The organism is Burkholderia sp. IT-111MI5 (assembly GCF_949752865.1).
Lineage (GTDB): Bacteria > Pseudomonadota > Gammaproteobacteria > Burkholderiales > Burkholderiaceae > Burkholderia > Burkholderia pyrrocinia_C.
The window spans coordinates 43750-62283 of sequence record NZ_CATKIF010000003.1 but is presented as its reverse complement, the minus strand read 5'-3'; the positions used below and the strand labels follow the sequence as shown (position 1 = coordinate 62283).

The window sequence follows — 18534 nt, the reverse complement described above, 5'->3', positions numbered from 1 at the left end:
GCGGCGTGCCGGCTGTCGGAGCGACGGCCTGCACGCCGTTTTTACGTCAAGCGCACGGTTGCCATTAATATGGCGATTGAGCGGGCGGCTTCCCTCCGTTCAATTTTCCATTCGAACAAGGTTCATTGAATGATCACTCGCGCTGAATTGCTGGACATGCTTGCTTCGAACGCGCCGCAGGGTTTCGAGGCGCAAGCACTGGGGCTGGTGCCGATCGTCGTCGAAACGAGCGGCCGCGGCGAGCGTTCGTACGATATCTATTCGCGTCTCCTGAAGGAGCGCCTGGTGTTCATGGTCGGCGAAGTGAACGACCAGACCGCGAACCTCGTGGTCGCGCAGTTGCTGTTCCTCGAGAGCGAGAATCCCGACAAGGACATCAGCCTGTACATCAACAGTCCGGGCGGGTCGGTGTCGGCCGGCATGGCGATCTACGACACGATGCAGTTCATCAAGCCGGACGTATCGACGCTGTGCATGGGCCTCGCGGCCAGCATGGGCGCGTTCCTGCTGGCGTCGGGCGCGAAGGGCAAGCGCTTCGCGCTGCCGAACTCGCGCGTGATGATCCACCAGCCGCTCGGCGGCGCACGCGGCCAGGCATCCGACATCGAGATCCAGGCGCGCGAAATCCTCTACCTGAAGGAGCGGCTGAACCAGTTGCTCGCGCAGCACACCGGCCAGGACGTCGAGCGCATCGCGCGCGACACCGACCGTGATAACTTCATGTCGAGCGAAGACGCGAAGGCGTACGGGCTGATCGACCAGGTGCTGCTGAAGCGCCCGTAAACTTTTAAGTGGGGTGCCGCCCCGATTCGCGCGGCGCCCCTGCGATGTTCCGCACGCCCCGAGCCTCTGCGGCAAGCGCATCCGGCCGGCTCCGGTCGCGCCCTAGGCGCGGCGTTCGGAGCATTCGGCGTATCATGTCATTTACCTGTCCGGAGGCTCTACATTCATGGCGGACAAAAAAGGTTCGAACAGCGAGAAGCTGTTGTATTGCTCGTTTTGCGGGAAAAGCCAGCATGAGGTGAAAAAACTCATCGCGGGCCCGTCGGTGTTCATCTGCGATGAATGTATCGACCTCTGCAACGAGATCATTCGCGACGAGGCGGCTGCCGCGGGCGTCGAGGCCAGCCTGTCCCGGTCGGATCTGCCGAGCCCGCAGGAAATTCGCGACATCCTCGATCAGTACGTGATCGGCCAGGAGCGCGCGAAGAAGATCCTCGCGGTGGCCGTGTACAACCACTACAAGCGCCTGAAGCATCTCGACAAGAAGGACGACGTCGAGCTGTCGAAGAGCAACATCCTGCTGATCGGCCCGACGGGCTCCGGCAAGACGCTGCTCGCGCAGACGCTCGCGCGGTTGCTCAACGTGCCGTTCGTGATCGCCGATGCGACGACGCTGACCGAAGCCGGCTACGTCGGCGAGGACGTCGAGAACATCATCCAGAAGCTGTTGCAGAACTGCAACTACGAGGTCGACAAGGCCCAGCGCGGGATCGTCTACATCGACGAAATCGACAAGATCAGCCGCAAGTCGGACAACCCGTCGATCACGCGCGACGTGTCGGGCGAGGGCGTCCAGCAGGCGCTGCTGAAGCTCGTCGAGGGCACGATGGCGTCGGTGCCGCCGCAGGGCGGCCGCAAGCACCCGAACCAGGATTTCATCCAGGTCGACACGACCAACATCCTGTTCATCTGCGGCGGCGCATTCGACGGTCTCGAGAAGGTGATCACCGATCGCACCGAGAAAACCGGCATCGGCTTCGGCGCGACGGTCAAGAGCAAGCAGGAGCGCGACGCGGGCGAAGTGCTGCGCGAAACGGAACCGGAAGACCTGATCAAATTCGGTCTGATCCCCGAATTGATCGGCCGCCTGCCGGTGGTCGCGACGCTCGGCAAGCTCGACGAAGCCGCGCTGATGAAGATCCTGGTCGAGCCGAAGAACGCGCTCGTCAAGCAGTATCACAAGCTGTTCGCGATGGAGCGCGTCGAACTGGAGATCCGGCCGGGCGCGCTGCAGGCAGTCGCCCGCAAGGCGATCCGCCGCAAGACCGGCGCGCGCGGTTTGCGTTCGATCATCGAACAGGCGTTGCTCGATGTGATGTACGAGCTGCCGACGATGAAAGGGGTCAGCAAGGTCATCATCGACGAGAACGTCATCGATGGGGACGGCAAGCCTTTGCTGATCTACGAGGACACGCCGAAGGTGGCGGGTTCGAACTGACCGGCTTGCCGACGATGTTCTGCGAAAAAGGCCGTTCATGAGACCGTGGGCGGCTTTTTTTCGTTTATCTTGTGGGTAACTCTGACTCGACACGCGGTGGTTACTTTCTTACCGAATATTTCCCGCACTTGAAGGCTTGCAATTCGTTGTGGCGGCCTCAATTACCGAACAATTGATTCCACTCATGGGGAAATGAAATGTCAGGCACCCAACTTCTCCCGCCGGAACGCATCACGCTCCCGCTGCTGCCGCTGCGGGATGTCGTCGTTTTCCCGCACATGGTGATTCCGCTCTTCGTGGGCCGGCCGAAATCGATCAAGGCCCTCGAAGCAGCGATGGAAGGCGGCAAGCACATCATGCTCGTCGCCCAGAAAACCGCGGCCAAGGACGAACCGACCGAAAAGGACATGTACGAGGTCGGTTGCATCGCCAACATCCTGCAGATGCTGAAGCTGCCGGACGGCACCGTGAAGGTGCTCGTCGAAGGCCTGCAGCGTGCGAAGGCACTGTCGATCGAAGAACAGGAGACGCAGTTCTCCTGCGACGTGATGCCGCTCGAGCCCGATCATGCCGACAGCGCCGAAACGGAAGCGCTGCGCCGCGCGATCGTGTCGCAGTTCGACCAGTACGTGAAGCTGAACAAGAAGATCCCGCCGGAGATCCTCACGTCGTTGTCGGGCATCGACGAAGCAGGCCGCCTCGCCGACATGATCGCCGAGCGCCTGCCGCTGAAGCTCGACCAGAAGCAGCACATCCTCGAGATGTTCCCGGTCATCGAGCGCCTCGAGCACCTGCTCGCGCAGCTCGAAGCCGAGATCGACATCCTGCAGGTCGAAAAGCGCATCCGCGGGCGCGTGAAGCGCCAGATGGAAAAGAGCCAGCGCGAGTACTACCTGAACGAGCAGGTCAAGGCGATCCAGAAGGAACTGGGCGAAGGCGAAGAGGGTGCCGATCTCGAGGAACTCGAGAAGCGCATCAACGCCGCGCGCATGCCGAAGGAAGCCAAGAAGAAGGCCGATGCAGAGCTGAAGAAGCTGAAGCTGATGTCGCCGATGTCGGCGGAAGCGACCGTCGTGCGCAACTATATCGACACGCTGATCGGCCTGCCGTGGCGCAAGAAGAGCAAGGTCAACAACGACCTGTCGAACGCCGAGCAGGTGCTCGACGAGGATCACTTCGGCCTCGAGAAGGTCAAGGAACGCATTCTCGAGTATCTCGCGGTGCAACAGCGCGTCGACAAGGTCAAGGCGCCGATCCTGTGCCTCGTCGGGCCTCCGGGTGTCGGCAAGACCTCGCTCGGCCAGTCGATCGCCCGTGCGACGAACCGCAAGTTCGTCCGGATGGCGCTCGGCGGCGTGCGTGACGAAGCCGAGATCCGCGGCCATCGCCGTACGTATATCGGTTCGATGCCGGGCAAGATCCTGCAGAGCCTGACGAAGGTCGGCGTGCGCAATCCGCTCTTCCTGCTCGACGAAGTCGACAAGATGGGCATGGATTTCCGCGGCGATCCGTCGTCGGCGCTGCTCGAAGTGCTCGATCCCGAACAGAACCATACGTTCGCCGACCACTACATCGAGGTCGACTTCGACCTGTCGGACGTGATGTTCGTCGCGACGTCGAACTCGCTGAACATCCCGCCGCCGCTGCTCGACCGGATGGAAGTGATCCGTCTGTCGGGCTACACGGAAGACGAGAAGGTCAGCATCGCGCAGCGTTACCTGCTGCCGAAGCAGAAGAAGAACAACGGGCTGAAGGAAGGCGAGATCGACGTCACCGAACAGGCGATCCGCGACATCATCCGCTACTACACGCGCGAAGCCGGTGTGCGCTCGCTCGAGCGGGAAGTGTCGAAGATCTGCCGCAAGGTCGTGAAGATGCTGCTGCTGAAGAAGGCATCGGGCGCGATCAAGGTCGATGGCGAGAACCTCGATACGTTCCTCGGCGTGCGCAAGTACGACTTCGGCCTCGCGGCGAAGGAAAACCAGGTCGGTCAGGTGACGGGCCTCGCGTGGACGGAAGTCGGCGGCGACCTGCTGACGATCGAAGCCGCGGTGATGCCGGGCAAGGGCAACGTGATCCGCACGGGTTCGCTCGGCGACGTGATGAAGGAGTCGGTCGAGGCTGCGCGTTCGGTCGTGCGCTCGCGTTCGCGCCGTCTGGGCATCAAGGACGAAGCGTTCGAGAAGCAGGACATCCACATCCACGTGCCGGAAGGCGCGACGCCGAAGGACGGTCCGTCCGCCGGCGGTGCGATGACGACCGCGCTGGTGTCGGTGCTGACGGGTATCCCCGTGCGTGCCGATGTCGCGATGACGGGCGAAATCACGTTGCGTGGCGAAGTGCTGCCGATCGGCGGGCTGAAGGAGAAGCTGCTGGCCGCGCATCGCGGCGGCATCAAGCTCGTGCTGATCCCGGAAGAGAACGTGAAGGATCTCGCGGACATTCCGGACAACGTGAAGAACGCGATCGAGATCGTGCCGGTCCGCTGGATCGACAAGGTGCTGGAGCTCGCGCTCGAGCGTTCGCCGACTCCGCTGCCGCCGGAAGAAGAAGCGAAGGCAGCAGCGCCGGTCGGCGAGGCGGCGAAGGATGCCGGCTCGACGGAAGTCGTCAAGCACTGAGACCCTGAACGCCGTCCTTGCTGACGGTTGTTCACGAAACCCGCGGCGTGTCCGCGGGTTTTTTTATGCATGGCGGAATCGCGAGCGGGCGCAGCAAAAAAATTCGCGTCCGGGCTTGGCAAAATGATCGGGGATGAATTAAACTTGCGGGCTCGCTGGTTGTTGATGCGGAAACGCAGATCGCAGCCAGAACGAATCGGGAACGGGTGCTTAGCTCAGCTGGTAGAGCGGCGCCCTTACAAGGCGTAGGTCGGGGGTTCGAACCCCTCAGCACCCACCAGTTTTCTGATTCAGCCAGACCAAGGAGCGGTAGTTCAGTCGGTTAGAATACCGGCCTGTCACGCCGGGGGTCGCGGGTTCGAGTCCCGTCCGCTCCGCCAAACAAACGAAAGTGCCCGCCTTGTGCGGGCATTTTCGTTTGTGCTGTCCGTTGCGCCCGCTTGCTGCACGTCCGCTTTTCTCCCGTCCCACCCCGTATGTTGTAATATCGGTCGTTTTGTCCAATTTTCCCGTCACGCATGCTCGATTTCTTCCGTAATCACCAGCGCCTGATGATGGCGCTCCTGCTCCTGATCGTGTTGCCGGGGCTGGGTTTTGTCGGGATCCAAGGCTTCCGCGGCTTCTTCGACGACAGTGCGAACGCCGCGGCGGTCAACGGGCACAAGATCACGCGGGTCGAATTCGACGGCGCGTTCCGCCAGCAGATCGACCAGGCGCGTCAGGCGCTCGGCGGGCAGTTCGACATCAAGATGTTCGATACGCCCGAGCATCGCAAGCAGGTGCTCGACGGCCTGATCCAGCAGCGCGTGCTGGCCGATGAAACGCAACGCCTGCACCTGACCGCGTCCGACAATGCGGTGCGTGATGCGCTGATGAGCGACCCGATGATCGCGTCGCTGAAGAAGCCCGACGGTTCGATCGACGTCGAGCGTTACGCGCAACTGCTGTCGTTCCAGGGGATGACGCCCGAGCAGTATCAGGAGCGCGTGCGCTACAGCCTCGCGCTGCAGCAGATTCCGGCCAGCATCGTGTCGAGCGCGTTCACGCCGAAGAGCCTCGCGCAACGCCTGTCCGAACTCGCCGCGCAGCAGCGCGACGTGCAGGCGCTCGTGCTGAAGACGAGCGACTACGCATCGAAGGTCCAGCCGACCGACGCGCAGCTCGCCGCGTACTACGACGCGCACAAGCAAGGCTTCGCGACGCCCGAGACCGCAACGATCCAGTACCTCGTCTATTCGCCGGCCGCGGCCGCTGCAAGCGCGCAGCCGACCGATGCCGACATCAAGAAGTTCTACGACGACAACCCGACGCACTTCCGCACCGAAGCGCAGGTTCGCGTGAGCCACATCTTCATCGCCGCGGCGAGCAGCGCAAGCGCGGCCGACAAGGCCGCAGCGAAGGCGAAGGCCGAGCAACTGCTCGCCGACGTGAAGGCGCATCCAGACCAGTTCGCGCAGATCGCGCAGAAGAGCTCGCAGGACGCGCCGTCGGCCGCGAAGGGCGGCGACCTCGGCTTCATCACGCGCGGCTCGACGGCGGGCGGCAAGGCGTTCGACGATGCCGCGTTCGCGCTCAAGCAGGGCGACGTGAGCGGTGTCGTGCAGTCGGATCTCGGCTTCCACGTGCTGAAGGCGACCGAAGTGAAGCCGGCGGCCGTCAAGCCGTTCGCGGAAGTGAAGGACCGGATCGCGGTGGACCTGAAGCAGCAGTACGCATCGAAGGCGTTCACGGACAACGCGGAAGGTTTCACGTCGACCGTCTATGAAAAGGCGAAGACGCTGCAGCCGGCCGCGGACAAGTACAAGCTGACGATCCAGACGGCCACCGTCACGCCGACGCCGAATCCGCAGCTGCCGCCGACGAGCCCGCTGAACAATCCGAAGTTCCTGGCCGCCGTGTTCGCGAACGACTCGGTGAAGAACCAGAACAACACGCAGGCGATCGACGTCGGCAACAACACGCTGATCTCGGCGCGCGTGACCGACTACAAGCCGGCTGCCGTGCCTGCACTCGATGCGATCAAGGACGTCGTGCGCCAGAAGGTCGTCGCCGAGCAGGCCGCGGCACTCGCGCAGAAGGACGGTGCAGCGAAGCTCGCCGAGCTGCAGAAGTCGAAGTCGACCGACGGGTTCGCGGCAGCGCAGAAGGTGTCGCGCACGCAATCGCAGGGCCTGACGCCGGCCGCGCTGAGCGCCGTCTACAAGGTCGATGCGAAGACGCTGCCGGCTTACGTCGGCGTCGATCTCGGCGCGGACGGCTACGCGATCTACCGCGTGAACGCGGTGATCCCGGGTACGGCCGTCGATCCGCAGCAACTGGCGGCCGCGCAGCAGCAGATGGCGCAGGTCGACGCGCAAAGCGAAGGCGAAGCGTATCTCGCCGCGCTGCGCGATCGCTCGAAGGTGAAGCTGTACGGGACGACGACCAGCCAGTCGCAGGACGGCGACAACTGAGCATCGTTTCGCACGCAACAATAAAAACAACAAAAACAACAAAAAGCCCCGCTTCGAGCGGGGCTTTTTGTTTTCCGGCGGGGCGGTACGTCGTCAGCCGCGCGGCTTGCCGAGCAGCGGCTTCAGTGCCGGCCACACGTTGTCGAGCAGAATGCCCTGCGCCTGCCGCGCGGGATGCATCTGGTCAGCCTGGAACATCTCGGGCTTGTTCTCGATGCCGGCCAGCAGGAACGGCACGAGCGGCACGCCGAGATCCTTCGACAGCCGCGTATAGACGGCATGGAACTTCTGCGTGTAGTCGGGGCCGTAATTGGGCGGCACGTACATGCCGACCAGCACGACTTTCGCCTGCGCGCGCCGTGCGCCGGCGATGATGTCGCGCAGGTTCTGCTCGGTCGTCGCGAGCGGCACGCCGCGCAGCGCATCGTTCGAACCGAGCTCGACGACGACGATCGAAGGCTTGAGCCGCTGCAGCACCGCAGGCAGCCGCGCGCGGCCGCCGCTCGTGGTGTCGCCGCTGACGCTGGCGTTCGCGACGCTATAATCGATTCGCTCGTTCGTGAGCCGCTGCCGCAGCAATGCAACCCAGCCCGTGTCGCGCGGCAGCCCGTATTCGGCCGACAGGCTGTCGCCGAGCACGACGATCACCGGCGGCTGGCCGGATGCCGGGGCCGGCGCCGTCGCGGCGCGTGCGGGCGCGGTTGCGGTCAGCAGGGTGCCCAGCAGCGCGGCGAGCGCCGCGCGTCTTTTCCAGCGAAATGTCGTGTCCATGTTCAAGATTACCGATCCGATCATCGAAGTCCATGACGTGTGCAAGCGGGTCGCCGACGCAACGGGCGAGCTGACGATCCTCGACGGCATCACGCTTGCCGTGCGGCCGGGCAGCAGCCTCGCGATCGTCGGCGCGTCGGGGTCGGGCAAGTCGACGCTGCTCGGCCTGCTTGCAGGGTTGGACAGCGCGACGAGCGGCACGGTTCGCCTGCTCGGCCGCGCGCTCGACCAGCTCGACGAGGACGAGCGCGCCGCGCTGCGCAACGGTGCCGTCGGGTTCGTGTTCCAGTCGTTCCAGTTGATGCCGCACCTGACGGCGCTCGAGAACGTGATGCTGCCGCTCGAACTGCGGGGCGGCATCAGTGCGCGCGAGGCGGCCGATCGCGCACGGGCGCTGCTCGTGCAGGTCGGTCTGGGCGAACGCACCGCGCATTATCCGAAACTGCTGTCGGGCGGCGAGCAGCAGCGCGTCGCGCTCGCGCGTGCGTTCGTCACGCGCCCGGCGATCCTGTTTGCCGACGAGCCGACCGGCAGCCTCGACGCGGCGACGGGGCACGCGGTCATCGACCTGATGTTCGAACTGAACCGCACGCACGGCGCAACGCTCGTGCTCGTCACGCACGATGCCGAACTTGCGCGCCGCTGTGCGACGACGGTGACGCTCGACGCCGGGCACATCGTCGAGCCGCACGCAGTGCAGCGCGGCGCCTGAATTTTCCTGCCAGCCGCGCGGGTTGCAATGCGCGGCCGGCGTGCGCATGACGCGGTCGCGTCAGCGCTTGAGCGCCGTGCGGGCGCGTTCGATCAGCGCCGTGGTCGACGAGTCGTGCTTCGCGGGATCGACCGACTCGGCCGACAGGTCGGCTTCCACGACCTTGCCGAGAATCTTGCCGAGCTCGACGCCCCACTGGTCGAACGGATTGATGTCCCACACCGTCGCCTGCACGAGCACCTTGTGCTCGTAAAGCGCGATCAGCGCGCCGAGCGTGCGCGGCGTCAGCGCATCGACGAGCAGCGTCGTCGTCGGGCGGTTGCCCGGGAACGTCAGGTGCGGCGCGAGCGCCTCCTTGCCCGGCCCGGCGACCTTGCGCGCTTCATCGAGCGTGCGGCCGAGCATCAGTGCCTCGCTCTGCGCGAAGCAGTTCGCGAGCAGCTTCGGATGATGGCTCGCGAGCGGATGCTCGGGCGTCAGCACCGCGATGAAGTCGATCGGCACGATCGTCGGCCCCTGGTGCAGCATCTGGAAGAACGCGTGCTGGCCGTTGGTGCCCGGCTCGCCCCACGTGACGGCCGACGTCGGGTAGTCGACGAAGGTGCCGTCCAGGCGCGCGGATTTGCCGTTGCTCTCCATTTCGAGTTGCTGCAGGTACGACGGCAGGTAGTGCAGCGCTTCCGAATACGGCGCGACGAGATAACTCTGCGAGCCGAAGAAATTCCGATACCAGATGCCGATCAGGCCGAGCAGCACCGGCAGGTTGCGCTCGAGCGGCGCTTCGCGGAAATGGCGGTCCATGTCGTCCGCGCCGGCCAGCAGTTCGTCGAACTGCTCGGGGCCGATCGCGATCATGATCGACAGGCCGACCGCCGACCACAGCGAATAGCGGCCGCCGACCCAGTCCCACATTTCGAACACGTTGTCCGCGGCGATGCCGAACTTCACGACTTCGGCCGGGTTCGCCGACACGCCGACGAAGTGCTTCGCGAGCGCGTCCTCGGGGCAGCCGCGCGCGACGAACCAGTCGCGCAGCGAGCGTGCGTTCGTCATCGTCTCGAGCGTCGTGAAGGTCTTCGACACGATGATCGCGAGCGTTTCCTCGGGATCGACCTGTTCGAGCACGCGCGCGAGATCGGCGCCGTCGACGTTCGACACGAAGTGGGTCGAGATGTCGGGCGTCGCGACGTGGTGCAGCGCATGCACGACCATCTTCGGCCCGAGATCGGAGCCGCCGATGCCGATGTTGATCACGTAGCGGATGCGCTTGCCCGTGTAGCCCGTCCACGTGCCGCTGCGCACGGCGCGCGCGAAGGTCGCCATCTTCGCGCGCTCGGCGCTCACCTGCGCGTGGAACGGCGCTTGCGGGTCGGTCGCGCGCAACGCGGTGTGCAGCGCGGCGCGGCCTTCGGTCGCGTTGACGATCTCGCCCGCGAACATCGCGTCGCGGCGCGTTTCAACGCCCGCGTCGCGCGCGAGCTGCACGAGCAGGCGCAGCGTTTCGTCGTTGATGCGGTTCTTCGAGAAATCGGCCGCGAGACCGGCGCCCGGGATCGTGAAGCGTTCGGCGCGGGTCGGCGCGCGGTCGTTTTCCGGTGCGAACCAGTCGCGCAGCCGGGCGTGGCGGATCTGTTCGAAGTGGGATTGAAGGGCAGTCCAGGCGGGGAGCGAATTCAGCGTCATGGCGGTTCGAGTGAAGCGTGAATCGGGAGGAATGCCGCGCCGGCTCATCGGGATCGGCAGGCCGGCGGACGAGAAGGCCCGCCGTGCGGCGGGGCAGTCAGTATAGCGGCGTTACGTGTCGGCGCGCGGCGATGGATAAAAAAGGCGATTGATCAGCGTGCGCACCATCGGCGCGAGTTCGCCGGCCGTGAGCCCGGCCGGGCCGGTGCCGTGCGCAGTCAGCGTGTCGGCCGCGAGGCCGTGCAGGTAGACGCCCGCGAGCGCCGCTTCGTACGGTGTGACGCGCTGTGCGAGCAGCGCGCCGATCAGGCCGCCGAGCACGTCGCCGGTGCCGCCGGTGGCGAGCGCCGCGTTGCCGGTCGGGTTGATCGTCACGCGGCCGTCGGGTGCCGCTATCACCGTGCCCGAGCCTTTCAGCACGACGATGGCTGCATGGCGCGCGGCGAGCGCCTGCGCGGCTGCGACGCGGTCGCACTGCACCGTCGCCGTGTCGCTGCCGAGCAGCCGCGCGGCTTCGAGCGGGTGCGGGGTCAGCACGCAGGGATTGCCGCGCGCGCCGCGCGTGGCGACGGCGGCCGCGAGGTCCGCGTGCGTCGCGACGAGGTTCAGCGCGTCCGCATCGAGCAGCGTCGCGGCATCGTGGGCGAGCACGTCGCGCACGAGCGTTGCCGCGGCTTCGCGCGTGCCGAGGCCGCAGCCGGCCGCGATCGCGGTCATCGCGCCGAGGTCGAGGCTATCGGCCGGATGCAGCATCAGTTCGGGGAACGGCGGGTCGTACGGCGGCGCGCCGGCGCCGAGGAAGCCGACGTGCACCTTGCCGGCGCCCGCGAACAGCGCGGCGCGCGCGGCCAGGATCGGCGCGCCGCACATGCCGGTGTCGCCGCCGAGCACCGCGAGGCTGCCGAAGGTGCCCTTGTGGGACGCGAATGCGCGCGCAGGCAGCGCCGCGGCGAATCGCGCGGGCGTGTTCAGCACGATGGCCGGTGCGGCGGGCGGCGCGACGTCGAGCGACGCGACGTCGATCTCGCCGGCGAGGTCGCGGCCGTCGCCCGTGTAGAGGCCTGGCTTCGCGCCGATGAAGGTGAGCGTATGCGTGGCCGCGACGGCGACGCCCGCACCGACGATTCGGCCCGTATCGCTGTCGAGCCCGCTCGGCACGTCGAGTGCGAGCACGCGGCTGCCGCTGCGTGCATGCGCGGCGATGCGCGCGGCCTGTTCGGCGAATGCGCCGTCGAGCGCGCGGCCGAGACCGATGCCGAACAGCCCGTCGACGACCCAGGCGTAACCGTCCAGCGACGCGGGTGGCGTGGCCGACAGCGGGACGCCGGCCGCACGCGCGAGGCCGAGCGCCCATTGCGCGTCGTCCGGCTTGACCGGCACCGGCATCCACGCCTGCGTCGCGACGCCGAGCTGCTGGAGCTGCGCGGCGGCCACCAGCGCGTCGCCGCCGTTGTTGCCGGGGCCGACCGCGAACCACACGGGGCGGTCATCGCCGGCGACGCGCTCGGACAGCCAGCGCGCGGCGGCGGCACCCGCGCGGCCCATCAGCGTGTGCGGCGGCAGCGCCGCGGTCGCGTCGGCTTCGGCGGCGCGCAAGTCGGCGACGCGCAGCAGTGCGATCGGATCGGAATCGGGAAGCGGGCGGGTAGCGGTCATCGCGGGATCATGGCGGCTGGCAAGGTGCCGCCACGGGGCGATCCCGCGGCGGTCAGGTCGTGAAGCGCCCGGCGCGCAGTGCGGCGAGCGTGTCGGCGGGCCAGTGCTGCACGTTGCCGCCGAGATAGTCGGTCACCACTTTAGCAGACCCGCATGCGAGGCCCCAGCCAGTCGGGCCGTGCCCGAAATTGACGAACACGCGCGGATGCGGGGTCGGACCCACGACGGGCAGGCCGTCCGGCGACAGCAGTTGCGTGCCTTGCCACGACAGCGCGGCCGAGATCCTGGCGGCACCGGGCACCCAGTCGTGGACGGCCTGGCCGAGCAGCGCGAGCGCAGCCTCGGACAGCGGCTCGGCAAGCGGCTTTGCGGTGTCGGCCAGGCTCTGCAGCACGGCGCCGCCGCCGATGCGCAGCCGCTGGTGGGTGCGCGTGATCGAGATGCGCTTGATCGAATCGACGACGCTCAGGTGCGGCGCGTGCTCTTCGTACGCGACCGGCGCGGTGAGCGTGTGGACCCGCACCGGGTGCAGCGGCAGGCGCCAGCCGAGCCGTTCGAGCAGCGGCAGGCTGCCGGCGCCGGCAGCGACCACGATCGCGTCGGCGGAGATCACGTCGACCTCGTGCGCCTTCGCCGCGTTCCGGTGGCCGGACGGTACGAGTTCGATCGCGGTGCGGCCGGTGTCGACGCGGATCGCGGCGACGTCCGCGCCGAAGCGGAACTGCACGCCGTACTCGTCGAGCGTCTGCTTGACCAGTTTCGCGAACAGCGGGCAGTTCCCGGTGCGCTCGGTCTCGAGCAGCACGCCGCCGGCGAAGCCGGGCTCGGCCGGCACCGACGGTTCGAGCGCCGCGCATTCGTCGGCGCTCAGCATGCGGTATGGCTGGTCGAGCGTGCGCAGCAGGTCGAGCGCGGGCTGCATCGCTTCCCAGTCGCGCGGATCGCGCACGACGTGCAGGATGCCGGGCTTCTGTTCGAATTCGAGTTCGAGGCGCGCCTCGATGTCGGCGAGCGTGTCGCGTGACGCGTCGATCAGCGGGCGCAGCCGCGCGTATTGCGCGGCGAACGCATCGGGCTCGCGCAGCGCGCCGAGCTGCTTGACGAAGCGGCGCACGCCGCCGTTGAAGCCCGGCTTGTAGACGATGCCGCTGTCGCGCGGCTGGCGCTGGCGCATGAAGGTCGGGCCGAACCAGACGTCGAGCGGGCTCGGCAGCAGCGCGCCGCCGTCGCCGTAGGTCGCGCCCTGCGCGACGGTCGCGTGGCGTTCCACCACGCACACGCGATGGCCGGCCGCGCGCAACTGGTAGGCGGTGGCGACGCCGCTGATTCCGCCGCCGATGACGATGACATCCATGGATTGCTTCGATGACGGGCGGCGCGCACGCCGCCCGGTGAGGATTCGCTGAGGGCCCGGGCCCGGTGAACCCGGAATGATAGCGCCAAAATCGCGGGAACCGGCGCCGCGCGAGCAGGTGCCGTACGGCCGCGCGGCGGCCGCCGGCTGCCGCACCCGGGCGGGCCGGCCCGGCGGGCGGCCGTGCGCGGCGCGTGACGCGGCACCGTCGCGGTGCATGCGGGCTGCCGATCGGCCGGTTTGGGGCGACCGACTTCCGGGTATAATTACGGCCTTCCTTTCGCCCCACGTCGCCACTTCGCGCGACTCATCGACGTCAGTCCAGCCCATGGCTCACTTCTCGTGTTTTCCCGGCGCTTCGGCCCTCTCCGATTTCCGTCAAACCCGTCTGCTCGACACGCTCAGGCAAATCGACGCCAACATCGTCGCGGTGCGCGGCCAGTTCCTGCACTTCGTCAATGCGGCCGAGCCGCTGTCGGCCGACGACAGCGCGCGCATCGACGCGCTGATGCACTACGGCGCGCCGTTCGAGCCGGCGGCCGAGAAGGGCGCGGCCGAGACCTTCGTCGTGCTGCCGCGCTTCGGCACGGTCTCGCCGTGGGCGAGCAAGGCGACCGACATCGCGCAGCACTGCGGCCTCACGCAGGTGCGCCGCATCGAGCGCGGCGTCGAATTCACGGTCACGCTGAAGTCGGGCCTGCTCGGCGGCAAGAAGGCGCTGTCCGACGACGCGCGTGCAGCCGTCGCCGCTGCGCTGCATGACCGGATGACCGAAAGCGTGGTCGCCGCGCGCGACGACGCGAAGCACCTGTTCGACGAACTGCCGGCCAAGCCGCTCGCGAGCGTCGACGTGCTGGGCGTCGGCCGCGGCGCGCTCGAGCGTGCGAACGTCGAGCTGGGCCTCGCGCTCGCCGACGACGAGATCGACTACCTGGTCGATGCGTTCCGCAAGCTCGAACGCAACCCGACCGACGTCGAACTGATGATGTTCGCGCAGGCGAACAGCGAGCACTGCCGCCACAAGATCTTCAACGCGCAGTGGACGATCGACGGCGAAGCGCAGGACATGTCGCTGTTCGCGATGATCCGCAACACCGAGAAGCTGAACCCGCAGGGCACGATCGTCGCGTATTCGGACAACTCGTCGATCATGGTCGGCGCCGAGGCCGAGCGCTGGTTCCCGCGCAACGCGGGCGCGGCCGGCGAGCCGGGCGAGCGTTATGGTCGCCACACCGAGCTCACGCACACGCTGATGAAGGTCGAGACGCACAACCACCCGACGGCGATCTCGCCGTTCCCGGGTGCGGCGACCGGCGCAGGCGGCGAGATCCGCGACGAAGGCGCGACGGGCCGCGGCGCGCGTCCGAAGGCCGGCCTCACGGGCTTCACCGTGTCGAACCTCGACCTGCCCGATGCACGCCAGTCGTGGGAAAACGCGCGCGATGCGGCGCAGCCGGTCGGCGAGCGCAACCCGAACGATGCGCACGGCCCGTACGGCCGCCCGGACCGCATCGCGTCGCCGCTGCAGATCATGATCGACGGCCCGCTCGGCGGCGCCGCGTTCAACAACGAATTCGGCCGCCCGAACCTCGGCGGCTATTTCCGCGTGTACGAGCAGAACGTCGGCGGCCTGGTGCGCGGCTATCACAAGCCGATCATGATCGCGGGCGGCCTCGGCAACATCGCGGATCAACATACGCACAAGCACGACGTGCCGGCCGGCTCGCTGCTGATCCAGATCGGCGGCCCCGGCATGCGGATCGGCATGGGCGGCGGCGCGGCGAGCTCGATGGCGACCGGCGCGAACACGGCCGAGCTCGACTTCGACTCGGTGCAGCGCGGCAACCCCGAAATCGAGCGTCGCGCGCAGGAAGTGATCAACGGCTGCTGGCAGCTCGGCGCGGAAAACCCGATCCTGAGCATCCACGACGTCGGCGCGGGCGGCCTGTCGAACGCGTTCCCCGAAATCGTCGACGGCGCGGGCAAGGGCGCGCGCTTCGAACTGCGCAAGGTTGCGCTCGAGGAATCGGGCCTTTCGCCGCGCGAGATCTGGTCGAACGAGGCGCAGGAGCGCTACGTGCTCGCGATCGCGCCGGCCGACCTGCCGCGCTTCGAGGCGATCTGCGCGCGTGAGCGCTGCCCGTTCGCGGTGGTCGGCGTTGCAACCGACGAGCGCCAGCTGCAGCTCGTCGACGCCGAAGCGACGGGTGCCGACGAATATCCGGTCGACATGCCGATGGAAGTGCTGCTCGGCAAGCCGCCGCGCATGCACCGCGACGTCACGCGCGTTGCGACCGAGCGCGCGCCGGTCGACGTGACGGGCATCGCGCTGTCGGAAGTCGCGGTCGACGTGCTGAAGCACCCGACGGTCGGCAGCAAGTCGTTCCTGATCACGATCGGCGACCGTTCGGTCGGCGGCACGTCGGTGCGCGACCAGATGGTCGGCCCGTGGCAGGTGCCGGTGGCCGACTGCGCGGTCACCGCGCTCGACTATGCGGGCTTCAAGGGCGAGGCGATGACGATGGCCGAGCGCACGCCGCTTGCGGTGATCGACGCGCCGGCATCGGGCCGCATGGCCGTCGGCGAAGCGATCACGAACATCGCGAGCGCGCCGATCGCGTCGCTCGACAAGCTGAAGCTGTCGGCGAACTGGATGGCCGCGTGCGGCACGGCCGGCGAGGACGCCGCGCTGTTCGACACGGTCAAGGCGATCGGCATGGAGCTGTGCCCGGCGCTCGGGATCGGCATCCCGGTCGGCAAGGACTCGCTGTCGATGAAGACGAAGTGGGACGAGCAGGGCGTCGCGAAGGAAGTTGTCTCGCCGGTGTCGCTGATCATCTCCGCGTTCGCACCGGTCGAGGACGTGCGGCTCCACCTGACGCCGCAACTGCGCCGCGTCGCCGACGCGGGCGACAGCGTGCTGATCGCGATCGATCTCGGCCGCGGCAAGAATCGGATGGGCGGCAGCATCTTCGCGCAGGTCACGCAGCAGGTCGGCGACACGACGCCGGACGTCGACGATGCGGAAGACCTGAAGCGCTTCTTCAACGCGATCCAGTCGCTCAATGCGCAGGGCAAGCTGCTCGCGTACCACGACCGCTCGGACGGCGGCCTGTGGGCGACGGTGTGCGAAATGGCGTTCGCGGGCCACGCGGGCGTGTCGCTGAACGTCGACATGCTGACGCTCGACCCGCATCACGAATCCGACTACGGCGACGCGAAGGACTGGGCGAAGCAGACGAGCGGTCGCCGCGACGATCGCACGCTGCGCGCGCTGTTCTCCGAGGAGCTCGGTGCCGTCGTGCAGGTGCGCACGGCCGACCGCGACGCGGTGCTCGGCGCGCTGCGCGAATTCGGCCTGTCGACGTGCTCGCACGTGATCGGCTCGGTCAACGACCGCGACGTGATCGAGGTGTACCGCGACGCGAAGAAGATCTTCGACGCGCCGCGCACCGAACTCCATCGCGCATGGGGCGAAGTGAGCTGGCGCATCGCGCGCCTGCGCGACAACCCCGCGTGCGCGGATGCCGAATACGACGCGCTGCTCGACGCGGCCGATCCGGGCATCTCGCCGGTGCTGAGCTTCGATCCGGCCGACGACATCGCCGCGCCGTTCATCGCGACCGGCGCGCGGCCGCGCGTCGCGATCCTGCGCGAGCAGGGCGTGAACTCGCATCTGGAAACGGCCTACGCGTTCGACCGCGCGGGCTTCGACGCGCACGACGTGCACATGAGCGACCTGCTCGCGGGCCGCGCGACGCTGGCCGATTTCGCGGGTGCGGTCGCGTGCGGCGGCTTCTCGTACGGCGACGTGCTCGGTGCGGGCGAAGGCTGGGCGAAGACGATCCGTTTCAACGCGAACCTTGCCGACATGTTCTCGGCGTTCTTCGCGCGTCCGGACACGTTCGCGCTCGGCATCTGCAACGGCTGCCAGATGCTGTCGAGCCTCGCGTCGATGATCCCGGGCGCGGAAGCGTGGCCGAAGTTCACGCGCAACAAGTCCGAGCAGTTCGAGGCACGCTTCTCGTTCGTCGAAGTGGAGAAGTCGCCGTCGATCTTCTTCGCGGGGATGGAAGGCTCGCGGATTCCGGTCGCGGTCGCGCACGGCGAAGGTTATGCGGACTTCTCGCAGCAGGGCGACATCGACCGCGTTGCAGTCGCGATGCGTTACGTCGACCACCGCGGCGAAGCCACCGAGCGTTATCCGTTCAACCCGAACGGCTCGCCGGCCGGCATCACGTCGGTGACGACGGCCGACGGCCGCTTCTCGGTGCTGATGCCGCACATGGAGCGCGTGCACCGCACGGTCGCGATGAGCTGGCACCCGGAAGGCTGGGGTGAAGCGAGTCCGTGGATGCGTGTGTTCCGCAACGCGCGCCGCTGGATCGGCTGATCCGGATGAGGTTCGCCCCGAACGCGCCGGTCGAGGTCGTCACGCTGCGCGACGAGCGCGCGAGCGAGGCCGACGCGATCGGTCGCGTGATCGTCGCGGCGTTCGCGGGCGAACCGCAGGGCGGGCAGTTCGAGCGGCGGATCGTCGACGCGCTGCGCGCGGGCGGCGCACTGAGCGTGTCGCTCGTCGCGGAGCGCGACGGCCGCATCATCGGCCACGTCGCGTTCTCGCCGGTCGCGATCGGTGCTGAGCCGGCGGATCGACAGCAGTGGTACGGGCTTGCGCCGCTCGCGGTGCTGCCCGACTGCCAGCGGCAGAGCATCGGCGCGGGGCTCGTGCGCGCGGGGCTCGACGCGTTGCGCCGGCTCGGCGCGCGCGGCTGCGTCGTGCTCGGCGATCCCGCGTATTACGCGCGCTTCGGGTTCGAGCCGTCCGGCCGCATCGTGTTTCCCGGCGTGCCGCCCGAGTATTTCCTCGCATTGTCGTTCGACGCAGCGGCGCCGCTGCCGTCGGGTGAAGTGCGCTATCACGACGCGTTCCATCCCGCGTAGCGAACGCTGCGGCGCGGGTGATGTCCGGCACGAGAGGCCGCTCTTCGGAGCGGCCTTTTTATCGCGCGTCGACTGACTGCCGAAACCTCACGATGCATGCGCTCCGGCGCGCCAAATGA

11 protein-coding genes and 2 tRNA genes are annotated in these 18534 nt (G+C 67.6%); 9 read left to right on the top strand and 4 right to left on the bottom strand.

The window, feature by feature from the left end; translation table 11 throughout:
* Positions 1-129 precede the first annotated feature (129 nt).
* The 6 genes from clpP (at position 130) to ACM6JT_RS02235 (ending at position 7295) form a co-directional block, all read left to right on the top strand.
* Positions 130-783: an ATP-dependent Clp endopeptidase proteolytic subunit ClpP gene (gene clpP, locus ACM6JT_RS02260; protein WP_010092137.1), complete on the top strand. Its 654-nt coding sequence runs from the start codon at positions 130-132 to the stop codon at positions 781-783.
* A 166-nt stretch (positions 784-949) separates the two neighbouring features.
* Positions 950-2221, top strand: coding sequence for an ATP-dependent Clp protease ATP-binding subunit ClpX (clpX, locus tag ACM6JT_RS02255; RefSeq protein ID WP_006489345.1), 1272 nt, complete (start codon positions 950-952; stop codon positions 2219-2221).
* A gap of 197 nt (positions 2222-2418) precedes the next feature.
* Positions 2419-4842 carry an endopeptidase La gene (gene lon / locus ACM6JT_RS02250; RefSeq protein ID WP_034181191.1) on the top strand — a complete coding sequence of 808 codons (2424 nt, stop codon included), beginning with the start codon at positions 2419-2421 and terminating at the stop codon, positions 4840-4842.
* A 204-nt stretch (positions 4843-5046) separates the two neighbouring features.
* Positions 5047-5122, top strand: a tRNA-Val gene (locus ACM6JT_RS02245).
* A 23-nt stretch (positions 5123-5145) separates the two neighbouring features.
* Positions 5146-5222 (top strand) — tRNA-Asp (locus tag ACM6JT_RS02240).
* Positions 5223-5360: 138 nt separating this feature from the next.
* Positions 5361-7295, top strand: coding sequence for a SurA N-terminal domain-containing protein (locus ACM6JT_RS02235; protein ID WP_407970664.1), 1935 nt, complete (start codon positions 5361-5363; stop codon positions 7293-7295).
* A 93-nt stretch (positions 7296-7388) separates the two neighbouring features.
* On the opposite strand, the gene ACM6JT_RS02230 is transcribed toward ACM6JT_RS02235, so the two are convergent.
* Positions 7389-8066 (bottom strand): arylesterase, encoded by a 678-nt coding sequence (locus ACM6JT_RS02230; RefSeq protein ID WP_414855917.1) that lies wholly within the window; start codon positions 8064-8066, stop codon positions 7389-7391.
* On the opposite strand from ACM6JT_RS02230, the gene ACM6JT_RS02225 reads away from it, so the two are divergent.
* A complete protein-coding gene (locus tag ACM6JT_RS02225; protein ID WP_414855916.1) occupies positions 8065-8778 on the top strand; it encodes an ABC transporter ATP-binding protein in 714 nt (237 codons plus the stop codon). The genes ACM6JT_RS02230 and ACM6JT_RS02225 overlap by 2 nt on opposite strands.
* Before the next feature lie 60 nt (positions 8779-8838).
* On the opposite strand, the gene pgi is transcribed toward ACM6JT_RS02225, so the two are convergent.
* From pgi to ACM6JT_RS02210, 3 genes are all read right to left on the bottom strand, one after another.
* Entirely contained in the window at positions 8839-10461 is a 1623-nt protein-coding gene (gene pgi, locus ACM6JT_RS02220; RefSeq protein WP_414855915.1) for a glucose-6-phosphate isomerase, read from the bottom strand.
* 111 nt (positions 10462-10572) lie between these two features.
* The gene (locus tag ACM6JT_RS02215; protein WP_414855914.1) at positions 10573-12117 is read right to left on the bottom strand and encodes an NAD(P)H-hydrate dehydratase; all 1545 of its coding nucleotides are present in this window, start codon (positions 12115-12117) and stop codon (positions 10573-10575) included.
* Between the two features lie 52 nt (positions 12118-12169).
* Positions 12170-13471 (bottom strand): FAD-dependent oxidoreductase, encoded by a 1302-nt coding sequence (locus ACM6JT_RS02210; RefSeq protein ID WP_414855913.1) that lies wholly within the window; start codon positions 13469-13471, stop codon positions 12170-12172.
* Positions 13472-13799: 328 nt separating this feature from the next.
* Here ACM6JT_RS02210 and purL point away from each other — a divergent pair, with 328 nt between their 5' ends.
* Entirely contained in the window at positions 13800-17864 is a 4065-nt protein-coding gene (gene purL / locus ACM6JT_RS02205; RefSeq protein ID WP_175749955.1) for a phosphoribosylformylglycinamidine synthase, read from the top strand.
* Between the two features lie 5 nt (positions 17865-17869).
* Positions 17870-18415 carry a GNAT family N-acetyltransferase gene (locus ACM6JT_RS02200; RefSeq protein WP_414855912.1) on the top strand — a complete coding sequence of 182 codons (546 nt, stop codon included), beginning with the start codon at positions 17870-17872 and terminating at the stop codon, positions 18413-18415.
* Positions 18416-18534 lie beyond the last annotated feature (119 nt).

Bases quoted from the DNA above. Each gene is read 5' to 3' on its own strand.
- clpP (WP_010092137.1), top strand. From the start codon at position 130: ATGATCACTCGCGCTGAATTGCTGGACATGCTTGCTTCGAACGCGCCG.
- clpX (WP_006489345.1), top strand. From the start codon at position 950: ATGGCGGACAAAAAAGGTTCGAACAGCGAGAAGCTGTTGTATTGCTCG.
- lon (WP_034181191.1), top strand. From the start codon at position 2,419: ATGTCAGGCACCCAACTTCTCCCGCCGGAACGCATCACGCTCCCGCTG.
- ACM6JT_RS02235 (WP_407970664.1), top strand. From the start codon at position 5,361: ATGCTCGATTTCTTCCGTAATCACCAGCGCCTGATGATGGCGCTCCTG.
- ACM6JT_RS02225 (WP_414855916.1), top strand. From the start codon at position 8,065: ATGTTCAAGATTACCGATCCGATCATCGAAGTCCATGACGTGTGCAAG.
- ACM6JT_RS02230 (WP_414855917.1), bottom strand. From the start codon at position 8,066: ATGGACACGACATTTCGCTGGAAAAGACGCGCGGCGCTCGCCGCGCTG.
- pgi (WP_414855915.1), bottom strand. From the start codon at position 10,461: ATGACGCTGAATTCGCTCCCCGCCTGGACTGCCCTTCAATCCCACTTC.
- ACM6JT_RS02215 (WP_414855914.1), bottom strand. From the start codon at position 12,117: ATGACCGCTACCCGCCCGCTTCCCGATTCCGATCCGATCGCACTGCTG.
- ACM6JT_RS02210 (WP_414855913.1), bottom strand. From the start codon at position 13,471: ATGGATGTCATCGTCATCGGCGGCGGAATCAGCGGCGTCGCCACCGCC.
- purL (WP_175749955.1), top strand. From the start codon at position 13,800: ATGGCTCACTTCTCGTGTTTTCCCGGCGCTTCGGCCCTCTCCGATTTC.
- ACM6JT_RS02200 (WP_414855912.1), top strand. From the start codon at position 17,870: ATGAGGTTCGCCCCGAACGCGCCGGTCGAGGTCGTCACGCTGCGCGAC.